The following is a 15686-nucleotide window of genomic DNA, read 5'->3' as shown; positions in this document are numbered from 1 at the left end:
TTTTTGAATCCAGTTTAAGTTTGGTCATATAGCATGGCACTAGCTCATCAAAAGCAGCACAACAAGGATTGTTAAGCACAATGTTTAAATCTTTTTTTCCGAATCCACGCCTATTTTTTATTTCAGTGATTGTTTGGATCACCATTAATACCTTGGCTTGGTTTTTAGGTGGGAATACTTGGGGCGAATATCTAGGTTTCCCTCAAGGATATGCAGAGGCTACATTACCCGTAGGTGTTAGTCGTTTTTGGGAACCCTCATCCCTGTGGTTTTATATTTGGTTTGTGATTGCGACAGCTTTGTTTGCTGGATTTTGGCGATTCTTTTCGGATAATAAATGGCAGCGTTGGTCGATTTGGGGTTCAGCATTCATCCTGTTTAATATCTGGTTTGGTGTACAAGTCAGTGTTGCCATCAATGCTTGGTATGTTCCTTTCTGGGATCTGATTCAGAAAATGCTCACCAATGGCGGAGGTGATGTCACTGAATTATATCGAGAGACGCTGGTTTTTCTATATATCGCAATGGTTTATGTGACTTTAGCCATCTTAAATATTTTCTTTACCAGTCATTACGTCTTTCGCTGGCGTACTGCGATGAATGAATATTATGTAGAGCACTGGGAAAAGCTCCGACATGTTGAGGGTGCTTCACAACGTGTGCAAGAAGACACCATGCGTTTTGCTTCAATCGTTGAAGATTTGGGCGTGGAATTTGTCAAAGCGATCATGACACTGATTGCCTTTTTACCTTTGTTATTCCAACTATCTAAGCATGTGCCTGTCATTCCCATTATTGGGGAGATTGAACATTCCTTGGTTTGGGCCGCAGTGACTTGGTCTATATTTGGAACCGTGTTGTTGGTCGTCGTTGGGGTTAAATTACCAGGTCTACAATTTAACAATCAAAAAGTTGAGGCGGCTTATCGTAAAGAACTGGTCTATGGTGAAGACCATGCGGATCGTGCCGAACCTTTAACCTTAAAAGAGCTGTTTGGTCAGGTTCGAAAAAACTATTTCCGACTTTACTTCCACTATGCTTATTTCAATATGACCGCAACGTGGTATGGACAGCTCGATATTTTATATAATTTCGTGGTGTTATTTCCTGCCATTGCAGCAGGGAAATTAACGTTGGGTTTATTACAACAAATTTTAGGTGTGTTTAATCGGGTGCGTGATTCTTTTCAATATTTGATTACATCATGGAAAACGATTATCGAGCTTTTGTCGATTCATAAACGTCTTAAAGCTTTTGAATCAATTTTAGATAAATAAGCCATTCATGAAAAACCTGCATGGATATAGCATGCAGGTTTTTTTATGTCTTTATTTTTATAAAAAACAGATGCCTAATCCAGCTCCTAAAGCCATGACCCATAAAGGATGTACCTTTTTAAATAAGCCGAGCACAGCAGTTAAAATAACGATGAGTACCAGTAATAGGTTTTGTGCAGAAGCGTCAGCAATCAGCCATGCGCTTACAAGAACCAAGCCGACAGTAATTGGTTTTAGTGCTTTTTCAAAACGTGCCCGTAAATGATGATCTTTAAATCGTTGCCAAAACTTGAGCGCATAAATGGTAATAATGGATGATGGCCCGAATTTGGCGATGGATGTTACGAGGAGTCCTGCTGGACCTGCAACATGCCAACCGACTAATGGAACGACCATCATATTGGGTCCAGGGGCAGCCTGTGCCATTGCAAACAGTGAGCTAAATTGTTCGGCAGTCATCCATTGATGGACGGTAACGACTTGATGCTGCATTTCTGGCAAGATGGCATTGCCCCCACCAAAAGCAACCAGAGACAGTTGCGTGAATATGATCGCGAGTGTGAGTAAAATCATGATTTTTTCACTCCTAATACCAACATATTCATTGCAAGTAAAATAACCAAGATCAGCACCAAAGGCAGCTTGACCCAAAGCATAAAGATAAAGGTCAGTGAAATCGTAAAAACGGTCAGATGGTTTTTTAGAATGGGTTTCAACATTTTAATACCCGTTGCAAATAGTAAGCCCGCAGCGGCAGCCGCCAAGCCTTGAAGCAGATGCTTGACAGCGGCTAAGTATTGAAAATGCTCATACAGTTGATAGATGATCAGTACAATGGCAGTCGGCGCAGAAATAAGCCCAAGAAGCGAACTCACCGCACCTTTAACACCTTGGAATTCCATGCCGATTGCAACGGCCATATTGATAATATTGCCGCCTGGTAGTATCTGACAAATACCGAGCAGATCAGTAAATTTAGCTTCATTTAACCATTTCTGTTCTTCTACAATGACTCGATATGCCAGTGGTAGAACACCGCCAAAGCCGATCAATCCCAATTTCATAAATCCTATAAACAGCGCCTTGTTATCAGGCACTGTCGATGATGATTCATTTTTTATTGATATGGCTTGAGCCTTCATTGGGATATTTTCCTCATTGACCTTACTGCTGATAGGATCGAGGAATAGTGGTATATTTACAAATGCTTTATTTTTCCTTATCTATACTTTCAAGGTATGTATGATTGATATTCATAAACTCAAAGCATTTATTGCTGTTGTTGAAGAAAGCAATATCTCGAAAGCGGCAGTGCGGCTGCATATACAACAGCCGCCATTGACTCGGCTGATAAAAAGTCTGGAAAAAGACTTAGATACCGTCTTATTAAAACGATTGCCACGTGGTGTTGAAGTGACAGAGGCTGGTAAAGCTTTATACCAAGAGGCGTTGACGATTTTGGATCACGCTGAATCCATTCCTCAAAGAGTCCGCAATATTGCGCAAGGAAAGGAAGGTCAGATTAATATTGGCTTCACCAATTCAGCAGGACTACATCCATTTTTACCTGCTTTGCTGCGTCAGTTCCGAGAAAAGTATCCTGCGGTTGCCATTCATTTGGAAGAGGACAGCAGTAGTGCGCTAACGGATGCTGTTATCAATGAAAAGTTGGACATCGTATTTCTACGCAAACCCGCCCCGATACATGCTCAAGTACAGAGTATGCATGTACTCGATGAACCTTTGGTCGTGGCATTACCCAGTAATCATCCTTTGGTCGAGGCACATGGCACGATTCATCTGCTGGATTTAGAACCGTATGAATTTGTGTTATATCGTCGTCTAGCAGGACAAGACTTATTTGATAATATTCTGGCAAACTGCTATCAGGCAGGTTTTAACCCGAATATTGTTCAGGAAGCACCACGGTTAACGTCAAGTTTAAATTTGATTGCAGCAGGGATTGGGCTTTCGATCGTGCCTGCTTCGATTCAAGATTTCTGGAGTAAGCAGATCGTGTATCGAGCGCTCGAAGCAGAAAAACCTTGTATCGCACCCATTTATGCAATTTTTCGTGCTCGGGATAACAATGTACGTATCAAGCATTTCCTGAGTTTATTAAATGCGAGTAGCATAACGAATGAGCCATCTGTTTAGATGTGATCCGAGATTTCAAAACGCTTTAAACTGATTATAGATATTGATAATAAATAGATTAAATAGAGAAAAGCCATGAGAAAATTGCTGTCAGGTTGTTGTTTAGTTGTGTTGAGTTCCGTTGCTGTCGCCCAAGAGATCAAAGGCATTGCTTTTTTCCATCAAAACTGGGAAATGTATTGTAGTAATACTGGCACTTGTCGTGCGGCAGGCTATCAAGCCTATGATGGCGAAGGTAACCCAGCCTCATTGTTTTTGATCCGTCCAGCAGGTGCGAGGCAAGCGGTTACAGCCCAATTTGCTTTAGCACTTTATGACGAACAAAGCATCCCTGCCAATAAACTTAAAAATATTCGGTTCTATGTGAATGGCAAAGACTTAGGTCAGGTCACGGTGGATGGTAATGAGTCGCCTTTGATGGGAAAACTGTCTGCACCGCAAGTTACTGCTTTATTGCAGCAGGCACAACAAAAAGCTGAAATTGTATTTAAAAATGCGTCTTTCCAATGGCAAATCTCGGATGCTGGTATGACAGCTACATTGTTGAAAATGGATGATTTTCAGAAGCGTGTCGGAACAGTAGGTGCATTGGTAAAAAAAGGCAAAGGCGATGAATCTAAGGTCTTAAAGGCTCAGTCTAAAAGAGTGATCAAGCGGGTCAATACAGCGACTGAGCCTTATTTGACCTTGCAACTGAGTAATAAGCAGTACCCATCTGTTTATCAACGTTTAATGGCAGCGCAACCGATACCAAAAGAGGACGGTTTCTGTGAGGGTACTTATGATTATGCCAGTGATGGTGCGCAATCTCAGCCGATTCAACTCTATAAATTAAGCAATAATAAAGTCTTAGCGATGAGCTTATGCTGGCGTGCCGCTTATAATGAAGGTTATGGCGCGTGGGTGTTGGATGAGTCTTTAAAGGGCAAAGCCACTTTTGTAACGGAACATGCTTCTGACTTTGGTGCTGGAATCATTGGCAGTGCGCAAAAAGGGCGAGGCGTTGGGGATTGTTGGTCTAGTTCAGAGTGGGTTTGGGATGGTCAAAAGTTTGTGCAAAGTAGGGATATGTGGACGGGGATGTGTAAAGGTTTAGCCGCTGGTGGTGTGTGGGAATTGGATTTGATCGAAGCGGTTGTGAAATGATAGCTGTGGTTACACAGTCTCACAGATGATCGTATTGGCTCTATGGTACAAAGAGACAGATTGCAATTTGGAACTGTGCTTATGTCTCATGTTTATATTTCTCCCCGTCGTAAATTTTCTCATTTGAGTCGTTCTGTGTTAATGGCTGTGGCTGTATTGGGAACAACTCAAGTCGTGATGGCAGGACCAACAGTTGATCAACTCAGTGATTGTTTAGTCAAAGCCACTACGGCAGCCGATAAAACTACAGTGCTGCAATGGACGTATAGTGCTTTAGCTGCACATCCTGATTTAAAAACGTTTAGTAATGTCACGCCTGAGCAGAAAACTCAGTTGGACCAGAAATTAGCACAGGTGTTACAGCGTGTGATTGTGGAGCAGTGTTCAACTCAGACTAAGGCGGTAATTCAAGCTGAGGGGATTCAAGCGGTTGGAGAGGCTTTTCAGCAGTTAGGGCAGAGTGCGGGTGAGGATATTGTAAAAGACCCAGCAGTAAGACAGCAGTTGCAAGGCACGTTGCGTTATATTGATCTGAATAAGTTAGTCACGACTTTTTTAACACCTGATATTTGGAATAAGTTGGGTGTGTTAAGAGGGGAGTGATGAGTTTTACCAACTAATTTAGTGAATGGATATACAAAGTTGTTATTGATAGCTCCAAATAAATTTGTGTTGATTTTTGTCTATAAAATTTTATTAAATTAAGAGGTGGTTAAATTTAGTACATTTAATATAGCATTAATGTGTGTTGTAATAATTTATGTAAGGCTAATTTAAATATTTTTACCTAGCTCAATTTTTAGATAAAAATAAAGAATTTTGGTAAATTTATATTCTATTTGATTAAAATGTGAACGGTTGTTGTGTCGTGAAAATGGAAAAAAATTATGTATTCTAATAAGATAAGAAAAAAATCAACAGTCGCTATTATGACCTTTTCTAAGAAAGATGTAGTTCGTGCAGGTGAAGCTTTAATCAAAGATGGGTTATTAGACGATCCTCAATTGTTAGACCAAACAATGGAAGTTCTAACTTATTGGAGAGATAGCCATATTATGCCATTGAATGCTGCACATGAGCTGCTAAATCGTTTCATACATAGGATTGATAAAAAAGCCTTTATAGCAAAGCGTTTAAAGCGTTTTGAATCGATAAAAAGAAAACTTAAACGCTTCGATGGAATGCAATTAAAAAATATGCAAGATATTGGAGGAGTAAGAGTTGTTGTTTCAAACCTAAAGCAAGTAGACTCAATTTATAAAATATTAGCTAATGAGTATTGTTTCTATAATGGTAGTAATTTTATCAAAATGGATAATTATATTCTTCAGCCAAAAACTGACGGATATAGGAGTCTACATATTGTTGGGAAGTTTAACAATGAATCAAGTGACGAAAGAAAAATTGAGTTTCAGATAAGAACAAAGCTTCAACATAGTTGGGCTACGACGCTAGAAATAGTTGATATTTTTACTGGTCAGAATTTAAAAAGTGATGATGGTTTTTATGATTATAAAAAATTTTTTAAAGATGTAAGTGATCAGTTTCAGATAATTGAAAATTTACAAGGTTTTATTTCTGACAACAAAGCTCAATTAACTAAAGAGTATTTGACTAAAGTGATTCAAAACCAGCAACTGATAAGGCAATGTGTAAGTATTAAAAATTTTGTAGATAGAGGAGATGGTACAATTACAGTTGAGAAACAATTCTCTGTATATTGCTCTTCTTTGAATGATCTGAATAAAGGTATTGTCGCTAAAAAATACACAGAAGGCTTGGTACTGATAAGACTTAATGTACAGACAGGTAAAATTGAGGATGAGTTTTTTAAAAAATCAGAACAAACTCTTGCGTCTCAAAGATACAGTCAATATGAACAATTATTATCTAAAGATAAAAAGTGGATTGTTGCACTTCTTTCAACAAATGCAATAGGTGGCTTAAAAGAGGCTTATCCAAATTATTTTGCTGATTCAGAAATTTTTTTATCTTATATTGGTTTAATAAAAATTGCCGCAACTTTAGGTAGTGTGCAAAGAATTAAACAGATGTATACCTAAATGTTTTTAAAGATACGAACTGAACTATCAGCTAAGATATGAACATTACTTCCTATTAAAAACTATGATTATTTTATTAATTATTGCTCTCTGTAAGAGTGTTTAATTTTTCATCTCTAGTAGATAATTTTCTTTTAGGGGGATTCATTGATTTTAGGAATTTTAGTGCTTCATGCATATCATCCGCAGTTCTTAAACATGCTATTCCTAAAATTAAATTTGCGATACCCAAAAAATTATTCAACCATTCTACATTGAATAAATTTATCTTCCCTAAAAAAATAAAGATACTAATACCTATAAAAAAAGCATATAAAAAATAATTTATTGAACAAACCCTCTTTGATAAAAATGTTTTTGGCTTGAAAATTATAGTTGAATCTTGATCATCGATGTGGATGAAGCGATTACCCCAATGATAATGTTCAGTGACCTTATCAAAATTAACAAGATTTTTTTCGTGTAAATCAATAAAGTAATTCACTAAGTATGCACTTGTTTCTTGTGTTCGAGTAATATTTTGAGCTGCTTTATCTTGTAGTAATTTGGGATAAATATTCTTTTCACAATTATAAAATTTTTCAAAATATTCTTTATAATTTTCTAATTCATCTTTAAATTTTTTTCGTCTAAATTCATTGATAGAATGTAAGGACTTTGGTATAGAAAAAATAGCAACAATTACTGCAATGATTGCTGATATAGGGTTTATAAATTCCATTTCTGCTTGTTGGTTTTATGCAATGAAAAACATTATACAAAAAAGCCTCGATTTATCGAGGCTTTTTGTTAATTTAACTAGTTAAATTAACCAATCAATTTCTTCATTAATTCATTCACTTGAGCTGGATTGGCTTTACCTTTTGCAGCTTTCATGACTTGACCAACGAGACCATTAAAGGCTTTTTCTTTACCAGACTTGTACTCTTCGACCATTTTTTCATTGGCTGCAAGCACTTCTTTAATGATTGCTTCAATCGCACCCGTATCAGTTTCTTGCTTTAAGCCTTTTTCAGCAATAATGTCATCCGCAGATTTACCTTCTGCTTCCCACATAAAGCCAAACACTTGCTTCGCAATTTTGCCGTTAATGGTATTGTCGACAATACGCGCGATCATGCCACCCAATTGCTCAGCAGAAACAGGAGAGTCCACCAATTCTAAGCCTGCTTTGTTTAAAGCACCTGAGAATTCACCCATCACCCAGTTTGCAGACACTTTACCTTGTTTTGCGCCGCCCGCAGCAACCACAACAGCTTCGTAGAAGTCCGCTATTTCGCGTGACAGCGTCAAGACATGTGCATCGTATTCAGTCACGCCAAAGTCAGCGATGAAACGTGCACGACGCGCTTTAGGCAATTCTGGAAGCGCAGCACGTGCCGCTTCAATTTGTTCATCAGCAATGATTACAGGAAGTAAGTCAGGATCAGGGAAGTAACGGTAGTCGTTCGCTTCTTCTTTCGAACGCATTGAACGCGTTTCCATTTTCACTGGATCGAACAAACGTGTTTCTTGGTCAATCTTGCCGCCGTCTTCCAAAATTTCCATTTGGCGTTCAATTTCAACATTGATCGCTTGTTCAATGAAACGAAATGAGTTGAGGTTTTTCAATTCACAACGTGTACCAAACGGTTGACCCGGACGACGTAAAGACACGTTACAGTCACAACGGAATGAACCTTCTGCCATGTTGCCATCAGAAATACCTAACCAACGCACTAAAGTGTGAATTGATTTGATATAAGCAACCGCTTCTTCAACCGAACGCATATCAGGCTCAGAAACGATCTCCAGCAGTGGTGTACCTGCACGGTTTAAGTCGATACCAGACATACCTTCGAATTGATCATGGATCGATTTACCGGCATCTTCTTCAAGATGTGCGCGTGTTACGCCTATGCGCTTGGTGGTGCCATCTTCAAGCTGGATGTCGATATGACCTAGACCGACAATTGGATTGTCCATCTGGCTGATCTGGTAGCCTTTTGGTGAATCTGGGTAGAAGTAGTTCTTGCGTGCAAACACAGAGGCTTGGTCGATATAAGCATCGATACCTAGACCAAAGCGAATCGCAAGATCAACTACTTCTGCATTCAATACAGGCAGTACACCCGGCATCGCCAAATCAACAAGGCTCGCTTGCGTATTTGGGTCTTGACCAAATTCAGTCGATGAACCTGAGAAGATTTTAGACTTAGTAGCAAGCTGAGTATGGATCTCAATCCCGATAACGACTTCCCAACCGTCAATGAGCTTTAACTTTTGAGCTTCAGTCATTATGCATTCTCCTCAGCAATTGCCGCACGTTTGGTATGCCAGTCTGTATTTTGTTGATATTGATGCACAATCGAAAGCAATTGTGATTCTGACCAGTAGTTACCAATGAGCTGTAAGCCCACAGGCAAGCTGTCTTTATCAAAACCAACAGGTGCATTAATCGCTGGAAGACCTGCCAAGTTCACTGCAAGTGTGTAAATATCGCCTAAATACATTTCAGTCGGGCTGAGATTCGCACCAATTTTATAAGCAGTTGTTGGTGCAGATGGCGCAGCAATCACATCGACATTTTCAAAGGCTTTTAAGAAATCCTGTTGGATCAGACGACGTACTTTCTGTGCTTTGACATAGTATGCATCATAATAACCAGCAGAAAGGGCATAAGTACCAATCAAGATACGACGTTGTACTTCTGCACCGAATCCTTCAGAACGTGAACGCTTGTATAAGTCCATCAAGTCCACAGGATTTTCACAGCGGTAGCCATAACGTACACCATCAAAACGTGACAGGTTTGATGACGCTTCAGCAGGTGCGATCAAGTAATAGGTCGGAACATAGGCTTCGGTCATGTTGAGATCGATCTCAACTAAGGTTGCGCCCATTTCTTCAAGCTTTTTCAATGATTCTTCGACCCGTGCTTTGACATCTGCGTCTAAACCAGCAACATTGAAGTATTGCTTTGGAATCCCGATGCGTAAGCCTTTGACTGATGTGCCGTTTAAGTTTGCAACATAATCATCTACTGCTTTATCAATAGAAGTTGAGTCTTTGGCATCATGACCTGCAATGACATTCATCAAGTACGCACAGTCTTCAGCAGAACGTGCCATTGGACCGCCTTGATCCAATGATGAAGCATAGGCGATCATCCCAAAGCGAGATACACGACCATAGGTCGGTTTTAAGCCCGTTAAACCGCAGAATGAGGCAGGTTGACGGATTGAGCCGCCAGTATCCGTACCTGTGGCAATCGGCGCTAGATCAGCCGCTACAGCAGCAGCAGAGCCACCTGAAGAACCACCTGGCACATGATCCAATGCCCAAGGATTACCTGTTGCACCAAAATAAGAGCTTTCAGAGGTTGAACCCATGGCGAATTCATCCATGTTCACCTTGCCTAAAGTCACAAGACCTGCGGCTTTGGCTTTAGCAACCACAGTTGCATCATAAGGTGAAATGAAATTATCCAGTATTTTTGAACCCGCAGTGGTTTTAATGCCTTGGGTACAAAAAATATCTTTATGTGCCAGTGGAATACCTGCAAGCGCGTGGGCATTGCCCGTTTTCAGTGCAGCATCAGCGGCATCAGCCTCAATCAGTGCTTGTTCTGCTGTCACCGTCACATAACTTTTTACTTTTGCGTCAATTTTGGCGATACGTTTTAAATAGTGTTCAGTCAATTCACGTGATGAAAATTGGGCTTGTTGTAAGCCTTCAGAGAGTTCACGAATTGATAAGCGATGTAAATCTGTCATATGAAAAATTTCTTTACATTCTAAATATAAAATATTGACTAATCGAATAAAAATTATTCAATTACACGAGGTACAAGGTATAAACCTGCTTCTGTCGCAGGAGCGACTGCTTGGTATTCATCACGGTGATTACTTTCACTCACAACGTCGGTACGTAAGGGTTGTGGGTGATCGAATGGGCTTTTTAAAGGCTCAACATCATCGGTGTTAATGCCTTTTAACGTTTCCATCATACCTAAGATTTTATTTAAACTTTGAGCATATTCAGCAGATTGCGTGTCATTTAGGGATAAGCGAGCCAAATTTGCGATTTGCGATACAGTTTGCGCATTTAGATCCGCTGTCTGTGACGCATCAGATGATGTAGACATAACTTTACCTAATTCAGTATCAAAAAAATTCAAAATATCGTGCGTTATAATAAGCGATTGACTTGTTCAAATCATCACATTTAGTTAAAGTTGCCACCTTGTATTCACACAAAGTTTAATTGAGAACGCCCCCGTGATTCTAAAAAGACTACTTGGCTTGTTTTCGCCGGATTTAGCCATAGATTTAGGTACTGCAAATACACTGATTTATGCACCAGGCCGTGGCATTATATTAAATGAACCGACTGTTGTGGCGATTCGTCACAGTGGTTCACAAAAAATAGTTGCTGCTGTTGGTCTTGATGCTAAACAAATGTTAGGCCGTACCCCAGCGAATATTTCAGCCATTCGTCCCATGAAAGATGGTGTGATTGCTGATTTTGAAGTGACTGAAACGATGCTGCATCAGTTTATCAGTAAAGTACATGAAAAACGCTTGTTCCCGAATCATCCAAAAGTTGTGGTCTGTGTACCATGCAAATCGACTTTGGTTGAACGTCGCGCGATTCGTGAAGCCGTATTCAATGCTGGTGCGCGAGAGGTTCGTCTGATCGAAGAGCCAATGGCTGCTGCGATTGGTGCAGGTATGCCAGTTGAGCAAGCATGTGGTTCAATGGTGGTTGATGTTGGTGGTGGTACCACTGAAATTGCCATTATTTCATTACAAGGCTGTGTTTACGCAGATTCGCTACGTATTGGTGGTGATGTCTTTGATGAGCAAATTATCAATTATGTTCGTAAAGCACATGGTTGTGTCATCGGTGAAACAACTGCTGAAGTGATTAAAAAAGAAGTCGGTATGGCGATTGCAGATGCAGATGGCAAAACGCTTGAGATTGAAGTGCGTGGTCGTAACTTGGCTGAAGGCGTGCCTCGTGCCATTACCGTGACTTCAGATGAAATTACTCAAGCGATTACTGATCCATTACAAAGTATTGTCAGTGCAGTGAAATCGGCACTTGAACAAACACCACCTGAACTTTCTTCTGATATTGCTGAGCGTGGGATTGTGTTAACCGGTGGTGGTGCATTACTCCGTAATCTCGATAAGTTGATTGCACAAGAAACAGGCTTACCTGTCGTGGTGGCAGAAGAACCGCTGACCTGTGTTACGCGTGGTGCAGGTAAAGTATTAGAGTTCTTTGACAATCCAAACCATGACATGCTGTTTGTTGGTTAATTCATAAGGAATAGGCGGTGCAACCGAATCTTTTTTCAAGAAAACCGCCCTCTTTTCGTTCGTTTGTTATCGCGGTCATTACATGCTTGGTGGTGCTTTTCTTTGATTGGCGCATGCCCCATGTGGTTCAACCAGCAAGGGAAGTATTGTACGCTGCGTATAATCCAATTTATGCGCTGGCAAGTTACCCTGTACTGTCGCGAGAATGGCTGAATCAACAAACCAAGTCTGAAGCTCAATTGCGTCGTGAAAATACCGCGATGCAAGCAGAGCTATTGCAAGCACAGGTTCGCTTGCAAAAACTTTCAGAACTCTCTGCTGAAAATAATCGATTACGTGGTCTACTGGATACGCCATTGATTATTGATGGGCGTATGCAAATCGCCGAAGTGATCGGTACCGATGCTGACCCACTGCGCCATATTATTATTATCAATCGCGGTGCTCTCGATCATCTTAAAGTCGGTCAGACCGTTTTAGATGACAAAGGGATTATGGGGCAGATTATTAATGTCTATCCGCATAGCGCCCGAATCATGTTACTTTCAGATAAAGAACACTCCTTATCGGTACGTTTAGAGCGTACAGGGATGCGTGCGATTGTGTCGGGAACAGGGGATTTGGGGCAACTCAAAATGGAATATGTTCCAACCAGTGCCAATATTAAGGTGGGCGACAAAGTATTTAGTTCTGGTCTAGGCGAACACTTTCCAGCAGGTTACTTAGTCGGAACCGTTTCTAAGGTTAGTCGTCATAACTCTGGTGAGTTTGCTGAAATTGATGTCATGCCGACTGCTCAGTTGGCAAGTGGCCATCATGTCGTGGTTCTGTTCTCAGAATCGTTGGCAAAGGAGCAACCTTATGCCGATCGCTAAATTAAATTATGCCAGAACAAATAAAGATCCACTTTGGATGATTATTATCTCCATTGTGATCGGGTCGGTACTGGTGGTCTATCCATTGGCCTATGATACATCAGGCTGGCGACCCTCTGTGATGCTGATGATTATGCTATTTTGGATTCTTTATCAGCCTGTTTGGTGTGGTATTTGGTTCGCATTTGCGATGGGAATCTTTGTCGATTTATTGTTAGATGCACCGCTTGGCTTAAATGCACTAAGTTTTGTTCTGATTTGTTTTGCGACACGATATTTTATCCGTGAACGTCGAATTTTGACCTTTGGTAATTCATGGGTGATTGCCATTATTGCGATCATTGCACATATTACGTTTTTGTGGATGTCTCAAACGATTGCAGGTACCCATTTCTCGATCGCTCGCCATTGGCAACCTCTCATTACAGGTATACTCGCATGGCCAGTTATTTATGCTTGTTTACATAAATGGCGAATATAATTTTAGCATCCAGCTCACCTCGTCGACAGGAGCTGTTACAGCAACTCGGTTTGGACTTTCAGGTTTTTAGTCCAGCGGTTGATGAAACGGTGTTAGCGGGTGAAACTGTTGAGCAATATGTTGAACGTTTGGCAAGAAACAAAGCCAGCGTTGTTTTAATGCGTTATCCTGAAGCAATCGTGATTGCCGCAGATACCAGTTTAAGTTTTGCTGGAAAGATCATCGGTAAACCAGAGTCCAAGCAGCATGCATTTGAAATCTGGTCAGAACTTTCAGGACAGTGGCATGATGTATTTTCTGGTGTATGTGTGGCAACATCGTCTCAGATTTTGAGTACAGTGGTTCGCACACAAGTTGAGTTACAGCAGCTAAGCCATACAGAAATGGAAAAATACTGGGCAACGGGTGAGCCGATAGGAAAGGCAGGGGCGTATGCGATACAAGGGATTGCTGCACAATATATTCCTCAAATTCGAGGCAGTTATAGCAATGTCGTTGGTTTGCCTCTGTATGAAACAGCACAGTTATTAGAAAGCATAAAGGCATTTCGCTAATACTTTCGGATATAAGAATTTTTATAAAGTTTTGAGTTGGTTATGGCAGAAGAGTTGCTAATTAACGTCACACCGATGGAATGTCGTGTGGCATTAATCGAAAATGGTACGGTCAATGAGCTATTTGTTGAACGTACAGTAAAACGTGGGTTGGTCGGTAATATTTACAAAGGCAAAGTTGTACGGGTATTGCCCGGTATGCAAGCTGCTTTCGTCGATATTGGTTTATCACGGACTGCTTTTTTACATATCAATGATATGGTCTGGCCACGTTCACAGCCCACCCCAAATGTTTTTGAACTTTTACATCCGGGGCAAATGCTGACGGTTCAAGTCATGAAAGACATGTTGGGGACCAAAGGTGCGCGTTTAAGTACCGATCTTTCTATTCCATCGCGTTATCTCGTGTTAATGCCGTATGGCAATCATATTGGGGTGTCTCAGCGTATCGAATCTGAGGAAGAACGAGATCGACTGCGTGGCATCATTGAGCATATTCAAGAACAACATCTTCTTCCGGGTAGTGTGATTGTTCGTACTGCGGCAGAAGGCGTTGATGAAGCTGCAATCGCCCAAGATATGAATTATTTGAGTAAACTCTGGGAATATATTCAACGCAAACAAAAAGAAGTTGCGACACCAGAAATCATTTTTGAAGAATTACCACTCCCACAACGCATTGTCCGTGATCTTGCGAGTGGTGAAACGGCGAAGATTTATGTTGATTCACGTGAAATTCATGCCAAGCTCAGCGAGTTTGTCGATGAATTTGTACCGATGATCAAAAACCGCCTGATTCACTATCCGGGGGAAAAACCATTATTTGATTTGTATAACGTCGAAGAAGATATTCAAAAAGCTCTGCAAACGCGTGTTGCATTGAAATCTGGTGGTTATTTGATGATCGACCAGACTGAGGCAATGACCACGATCGATGTCAATACGGGTTCTTATGTCGGTGGTCGAAGCTTAGAAGATACGGTTTTTAAAACCAATATGGAAGCCACCCAAGTGATTAGTCGACAACTGCGCTTGCGTAATTTGGGCGGTATTCTGATCATTGATTTTATTGATATGCAAGAAGCTGGGCATCGTGAAGAGGTGATGCGTCAGTTTGAGAAAATGCTTGAACGCGATCATGCGAAAACCAAGATTACTCAAGTTTCAGAGCTTGGTTTAGTGGAAATGACACGTAAACGTACGCGTGAATCTTTGGAACATTTGCTTTGTGAATCCTGCCCAACCTGTCAAGGACGGGGATATGTGAAAACAGCAGAGACAGTATGTTACGAAATATTTCGTGAGATCATGCGATATGCTCGTGCATTCGACTCAAAGGGTGGCTTTACTGTCGTTGCGCATCCAGCAGTGATCGATCGGCTATTAACAGCAGAAGCCCCAGCTGTCGCGGATTTAGAACATTTTGTGAATCGTGTCATAAAATTCCAAGTGGAAAATTTATATACGCAAGAGCAATACGATATCATTTTAAGCTAAAGTTGTAACAAGATTTCGCTTAATCCTTGTTACAACTGAAATTTTACTTTCTATCATGAATTTTAAATACTAGAACCATAAGATGAGCCATAGGCATTTTTCAATGTCTTAGCAAATATAATGAGGTATATAAATATGAATGTTAGTAAAAGATTGGTGAGTCACGGTTTTAAGCATGTTTTGGACAGCACGCCTGTAAATACATGCTATATGGTCGATAGCCAAGGTAAAGAAGTTCCAATTACCACAGCCATGATCCGCTCTGCTTGCCACCAACTGCTACAACGGTGTCGCGCAATTAAAAAATAAGGGGCCATTGAAAGCCCCTTA

16 protein-coding genes and 1 pseudogene are annotated in these 15686 nt (G+C 40.6%); 11 read left to right on the top strand and 6 right to left on the bottom strand.

Annotated features, from left to right (window positions below):
- Positions 1-80 precede the first annotated feature (80 nt).
- Complete coding sequence (gene sbmA, locus MMP72_RS09180; protein WP_241316589.1) at positions 81-1277, top strand: peptide antibiotic transporter SbmA; 1197 nt, start codon at positions 81-83, stop codon at positions 1275-1277.
- 57 nt (positions 1278-1334) lie between these two features.
- On the opposite strand, the gene MMP72_RS09175 is transcribed toward sbmA, so the two are convergent.
- Positions 1335-1850 (bottom strand): chromate transporter, encoded by a 516-nt coding sequence (locus MMP72_RS09175; protein WP_241316587.1) that lies wholly within the window; start codon positions 1848-1850, stop codon positions 1335-1337.
- Positions 1847-2419 carry a chromate transporter gene (locus MMP72_RS09170; RefSeq protein ID WP_241316585.1) on the bottom strand — a complete coding sequence of 191 codons (573 nt, stop codon included), beginning with the start codon at positions 2417-2419 and terminating at the stop codon, positions 1847-1849. The genes MMP72_RS09175 and MMP72_RS09170 overlap by 4 nt, the downstream gene beginning before the upstream one ends.
- 100 nt (positions 2420-2519) lie before the next feature.
- Between MMP72_RS09170 and MMP72_RS09165 the strand changes: the two genes are divergently transcribed.
- The 4 genes from MMP72_RS09165 to MMP72_RS09150 all read left to right on the top strand — a co-directional run bounded on the left by MMP72_RS09165 (position 2520) and on the right by MMP72_RS09150 (position 6643).
- A complete protein-coding gene (locus MMP72_RS09165) occupies positions 2520-3434 on the top strand; it encodes a LysR family transcriptional regulator (protein WP_241316582.1) in 915 nt (304 codons plus the stop codon).
- Positions 3435-3509: 75 nt separating this feature from the next.
- On the top strand, positions 3510-4580 hold the full coding sequence (locus MMP72_RS09160) for a DUF1176 domain-containing protein (RefSeq protein ID WP_241316580.1): 1071 nt from the start codon (positions 3510-3512) through the stop codon (positions 4578-4580).
- Positions 4581-4661: 81 nt separating this feature from the next.
- On the top strand, positions 4662-5183 hold the full coding sequence (locus tag MMP72_RS09155; protein WP_241316578.1) for a hypothetical protein: 522 nt from the start codon (positions 4662-4664) through the stop codon (positions 5181-5183).
- 284 nt (positions 5184-5467) lie between these two features.
- Entirely contained in the window at positions 5468-6643 is a 1176-nt protein-coding gene (locus MMP72_RS09150; protein WP_241316576.1) for a RelA/SpoT domain-containing protein, read from the top strand.
- Between the two features lie 76 nt (positions 6644-6719).
- On the opposite strand, the gene MMP72_RS09145 is transcribed toward MMP72_RS09150, so the two are convergent.
- From MMP72_RS09145 to gatC, 4 genes are all read right to left on the bottom strand, one after another.
- Positions 6720-7364, bottom strand: a complete 645-nt coding sequence (locus MMP72_RS09145; protein WP_241316575.1) for a hypothetical protein — start codon at positions 7362-7364, stop codon at positions 6720-6722.
- A gap of 86 nt (positions 7365-7450) precedes the next feature.
- The gene (gene gatB, locus MMP72_RS09140; RefSeq protein WP_241316573.1) at positions 7451-8920 is read right to left on the bottom strand and encodes an Asp-tRNA(Asn)/Glu-tRNA(Gln) amidotransferase subunit GatB; all 1470 of its coding nucleotides are present in this window, start codon (positions 8918-8920) and stop codon (positions 7451-7453) included.
- Positions 8920-10398: an Asp-tRNA(Asn)/Glu-tRNA(Gln) amidotransferase subunit GatA gene (gene gatA / locus MMP72_RS09135; protein WP_241316571.1), complete on the bottom strand. Its 1479-nt coding sequence runs from the start codon at positions 10396-10398 to the stop codon at positions 8920-8922. The genes gatB and gatA overlap by 1 nt, the downstream gene beginning before the upstream one ends.
- Positions 10399-10451: 53 nt before the next feature.
- Positions 10452-10769 carry an Asp-tRNA(Asn)/Glu-tRNA(Gln) amidotransferase subunit GatC gene (gene gatC, locus MMP72_RS09130; RefSeq protein WP_241316569.1) on the bottom strand — a complete coding sequence of 106 codons (318 nt, stop codon included), beginning with the start codon at positions 10767-10769 and terminating at the stop codon, positions 10452-10454.
- A 157-nt stretch (positions 10770-10926) separates the two neighbouring features.
- On the opposite strand from gatC, the gene MMP72_RS09125 reads away from it, so the two are divergent.
- The 6 genes and pseudogenes from MMP72_RS09125 to MMP72_RS09100 all read left to right on the top strand — a co-directional run bounded on the left by MMP72_RS09125 (position 10927) and on the right by MMP72_RS09100 (position 15665).
- Positions 10927-11949, top strand: a complete 1023-nt coding sequence (locus MMP72_RS09125; RefSeq protein WP_277602766.1) for a rod shape-determining protein — start codon at positions 10927-10929, stop codon at positions 11947-11949.
- 17 nt (positions 11950-11966) lie between these two features.
- Positions 11967-12824 (top strand): annotated as a pseudogene (gene mreC, locus MMP72_RS09120) (rod shape-determining protein MreC); the annotation flags it as partial.
- Positions 12811-13305, top strand: a complete 495-nt coding sequence (mreD, locus tag MMP72_RS09115; RefSeq protein ID WP_241316565.1) for a rod shape-determining protein MreD — start codon at positions 12811-12813, stop codon at positions 13303-13305. The pseudogene mreC and the gene mreD, both read left to right, overlap by 14 nt.
- Positions 13293-13859 carry a Maf-like protein gene (locus MMP72_RS09110; protein WP_241316563.1) on the top strand — a complete coding sequence of 189 codons (567 nt, stop codon included), beginning with the start codon at positions 13293-13295 and terminating at the stop codon, positions 13857-13859. Before mreD ends, MMP72_RS09110 begins: the two co-directional genes overlap by 13 nt.
- Positions 13860-13901: 42 nt before the next feature.
- On the top strand, positions 13902-15356 hold the full coding sequence (rng, locus tag MMP72_RS09105; protein WP_241316561.1) for a ribonuclease G: 1455 nt from the start codon (positions 13902-13904) through the stop codon (positions 15354-15356).
- Positions 15357-15491: 135 nt separating this feature from the next.
- Positions 15492-15665: a PA1571 family protein gene (locus MMP72_RS09100; RefSeq protein WP_004669351.1), complete on the top strand. Its 174-nt coding sequence runs from the start codon at positions 15492-15494 to the stop codon at positions 15663-15665.
- Positions 15666-15686: the final 21 nt, after the last annotated feature.

Origin of the sequence: Acinetobacter sp. NIPH 2699, assembly GCF_022549355.1 — a bacterium.
Classification (GTDB): domain Bacteria; phylum Pseudomonadota; class Gammaproteobacteria; order Pseudomonadales; family Moraxellaceae; genus Acinetobacter.
The sequence above is the reverse complement of the archived record's forward strand: the minus strand, read 5'-3'. Positions and strand labels throughout refer to the sequence as shown.

Bases quoted from the DNA above. Each gene is read 5' to 3' on its own strand.
- sbmA (WP_241316589.1), top strand. From the start codon at position 81: ATGTTTAAATCTTTTTTTCCGAATCCACGCCTATTTTTTATTTCAGTG.
- MMP72_RS09175 (WP_241316587.1), bottom strand. From the start codon at position 1,850: ATGATTTTACTCACACTCGCGATCATATTCACGCAACTGTCTCTGGTT.
- MMP72_RS09170 (WP_241316585.1), bottom strand. From the start codon at position 2,419: ATGAAGGCTCAAGCCATATCAATAAAAAATGAATCATCATCGACAGTG.
- MMP72_RS09165 (WP_241316582.1), top strand. From the start codon at position 2,520: ATGATTGATATTCATAAACTCAAAGCATTTATTGCTGTTGTTGAAGAA.
- MMP72_RS09160 (WP_241316580.1), top strand. From the start codon at position 3,510: ATGAGAAAATTGCTGTCAGGTTGTTGTTTAGTTGTGTTGAGTTCCGTT.
- MMP72_RS09155 (WP_241316578.1), top strand. From the start codon at position 4,662: ATGTCTCATGTTTATATTTCTCCCCGTCGTAAATTTTCTCATTTGAGT.
- MMP72_RS09150 (WP_241316576.1), top strand. From the start codon at position 5,468: ATGTATTCTAATAAGATAAGAAAAAAATCAACAGTCGCTATTATGACC.
- MMP72_RS09145 (WP_241316575.1), bottom strand. From the start codon at position 7,364: ATGGAATTTATAAACCCTATATCAGCAATCATTGCAGTAATTGTTGCT.
- gatB (WP_241316573.1), bottom strand. From the start codon at position 8,920: ATGACTGAAGCTCAAAAGTTAAAGCTCATTGACGGTTGGGAAGTCGTT.
- gatA (WP_241316571.1), bottom strand. From the start codon at position 10,398: ATGACAGATTTACATCGCTTATCAATTCGTGAACTCTCTGAAGGCTTA.
- gatC (WP_241316569.1), bottom strand. From the start codon at position 10,769: ATGTCTACATCATCTGATGCGTCACAGACAGCGGATCTAAATGCGCAA.
- mreD (WP_241316565.1), top strand. From the start codon at position 12,811: ATGCCGATCGCTAAATTAAATTATGCCAGAACAAATAAAGATCCACTT.
- MMP72_RS09110 (WP_241316563.1), top strand. From the start codon at position 13,293: ATGGCGAATATAATTTTAGCATCCAGCTCACCTCGTCGACAGGAGCTG.
- rng (WP_241316561.1), top strand. From the start codon at position 13,902: ATGGCAGAAGAGTTGCTAATTAACGTCACACCGATGGAATGTCGTGTG.
- MMP72_RS09100 (WP_004669351.1), top strand. From the start codon at position 15,492: ATGAATGTTAGTAAAAGATTGGTGAGTCACGGTTTTAAGCATGTTTTG.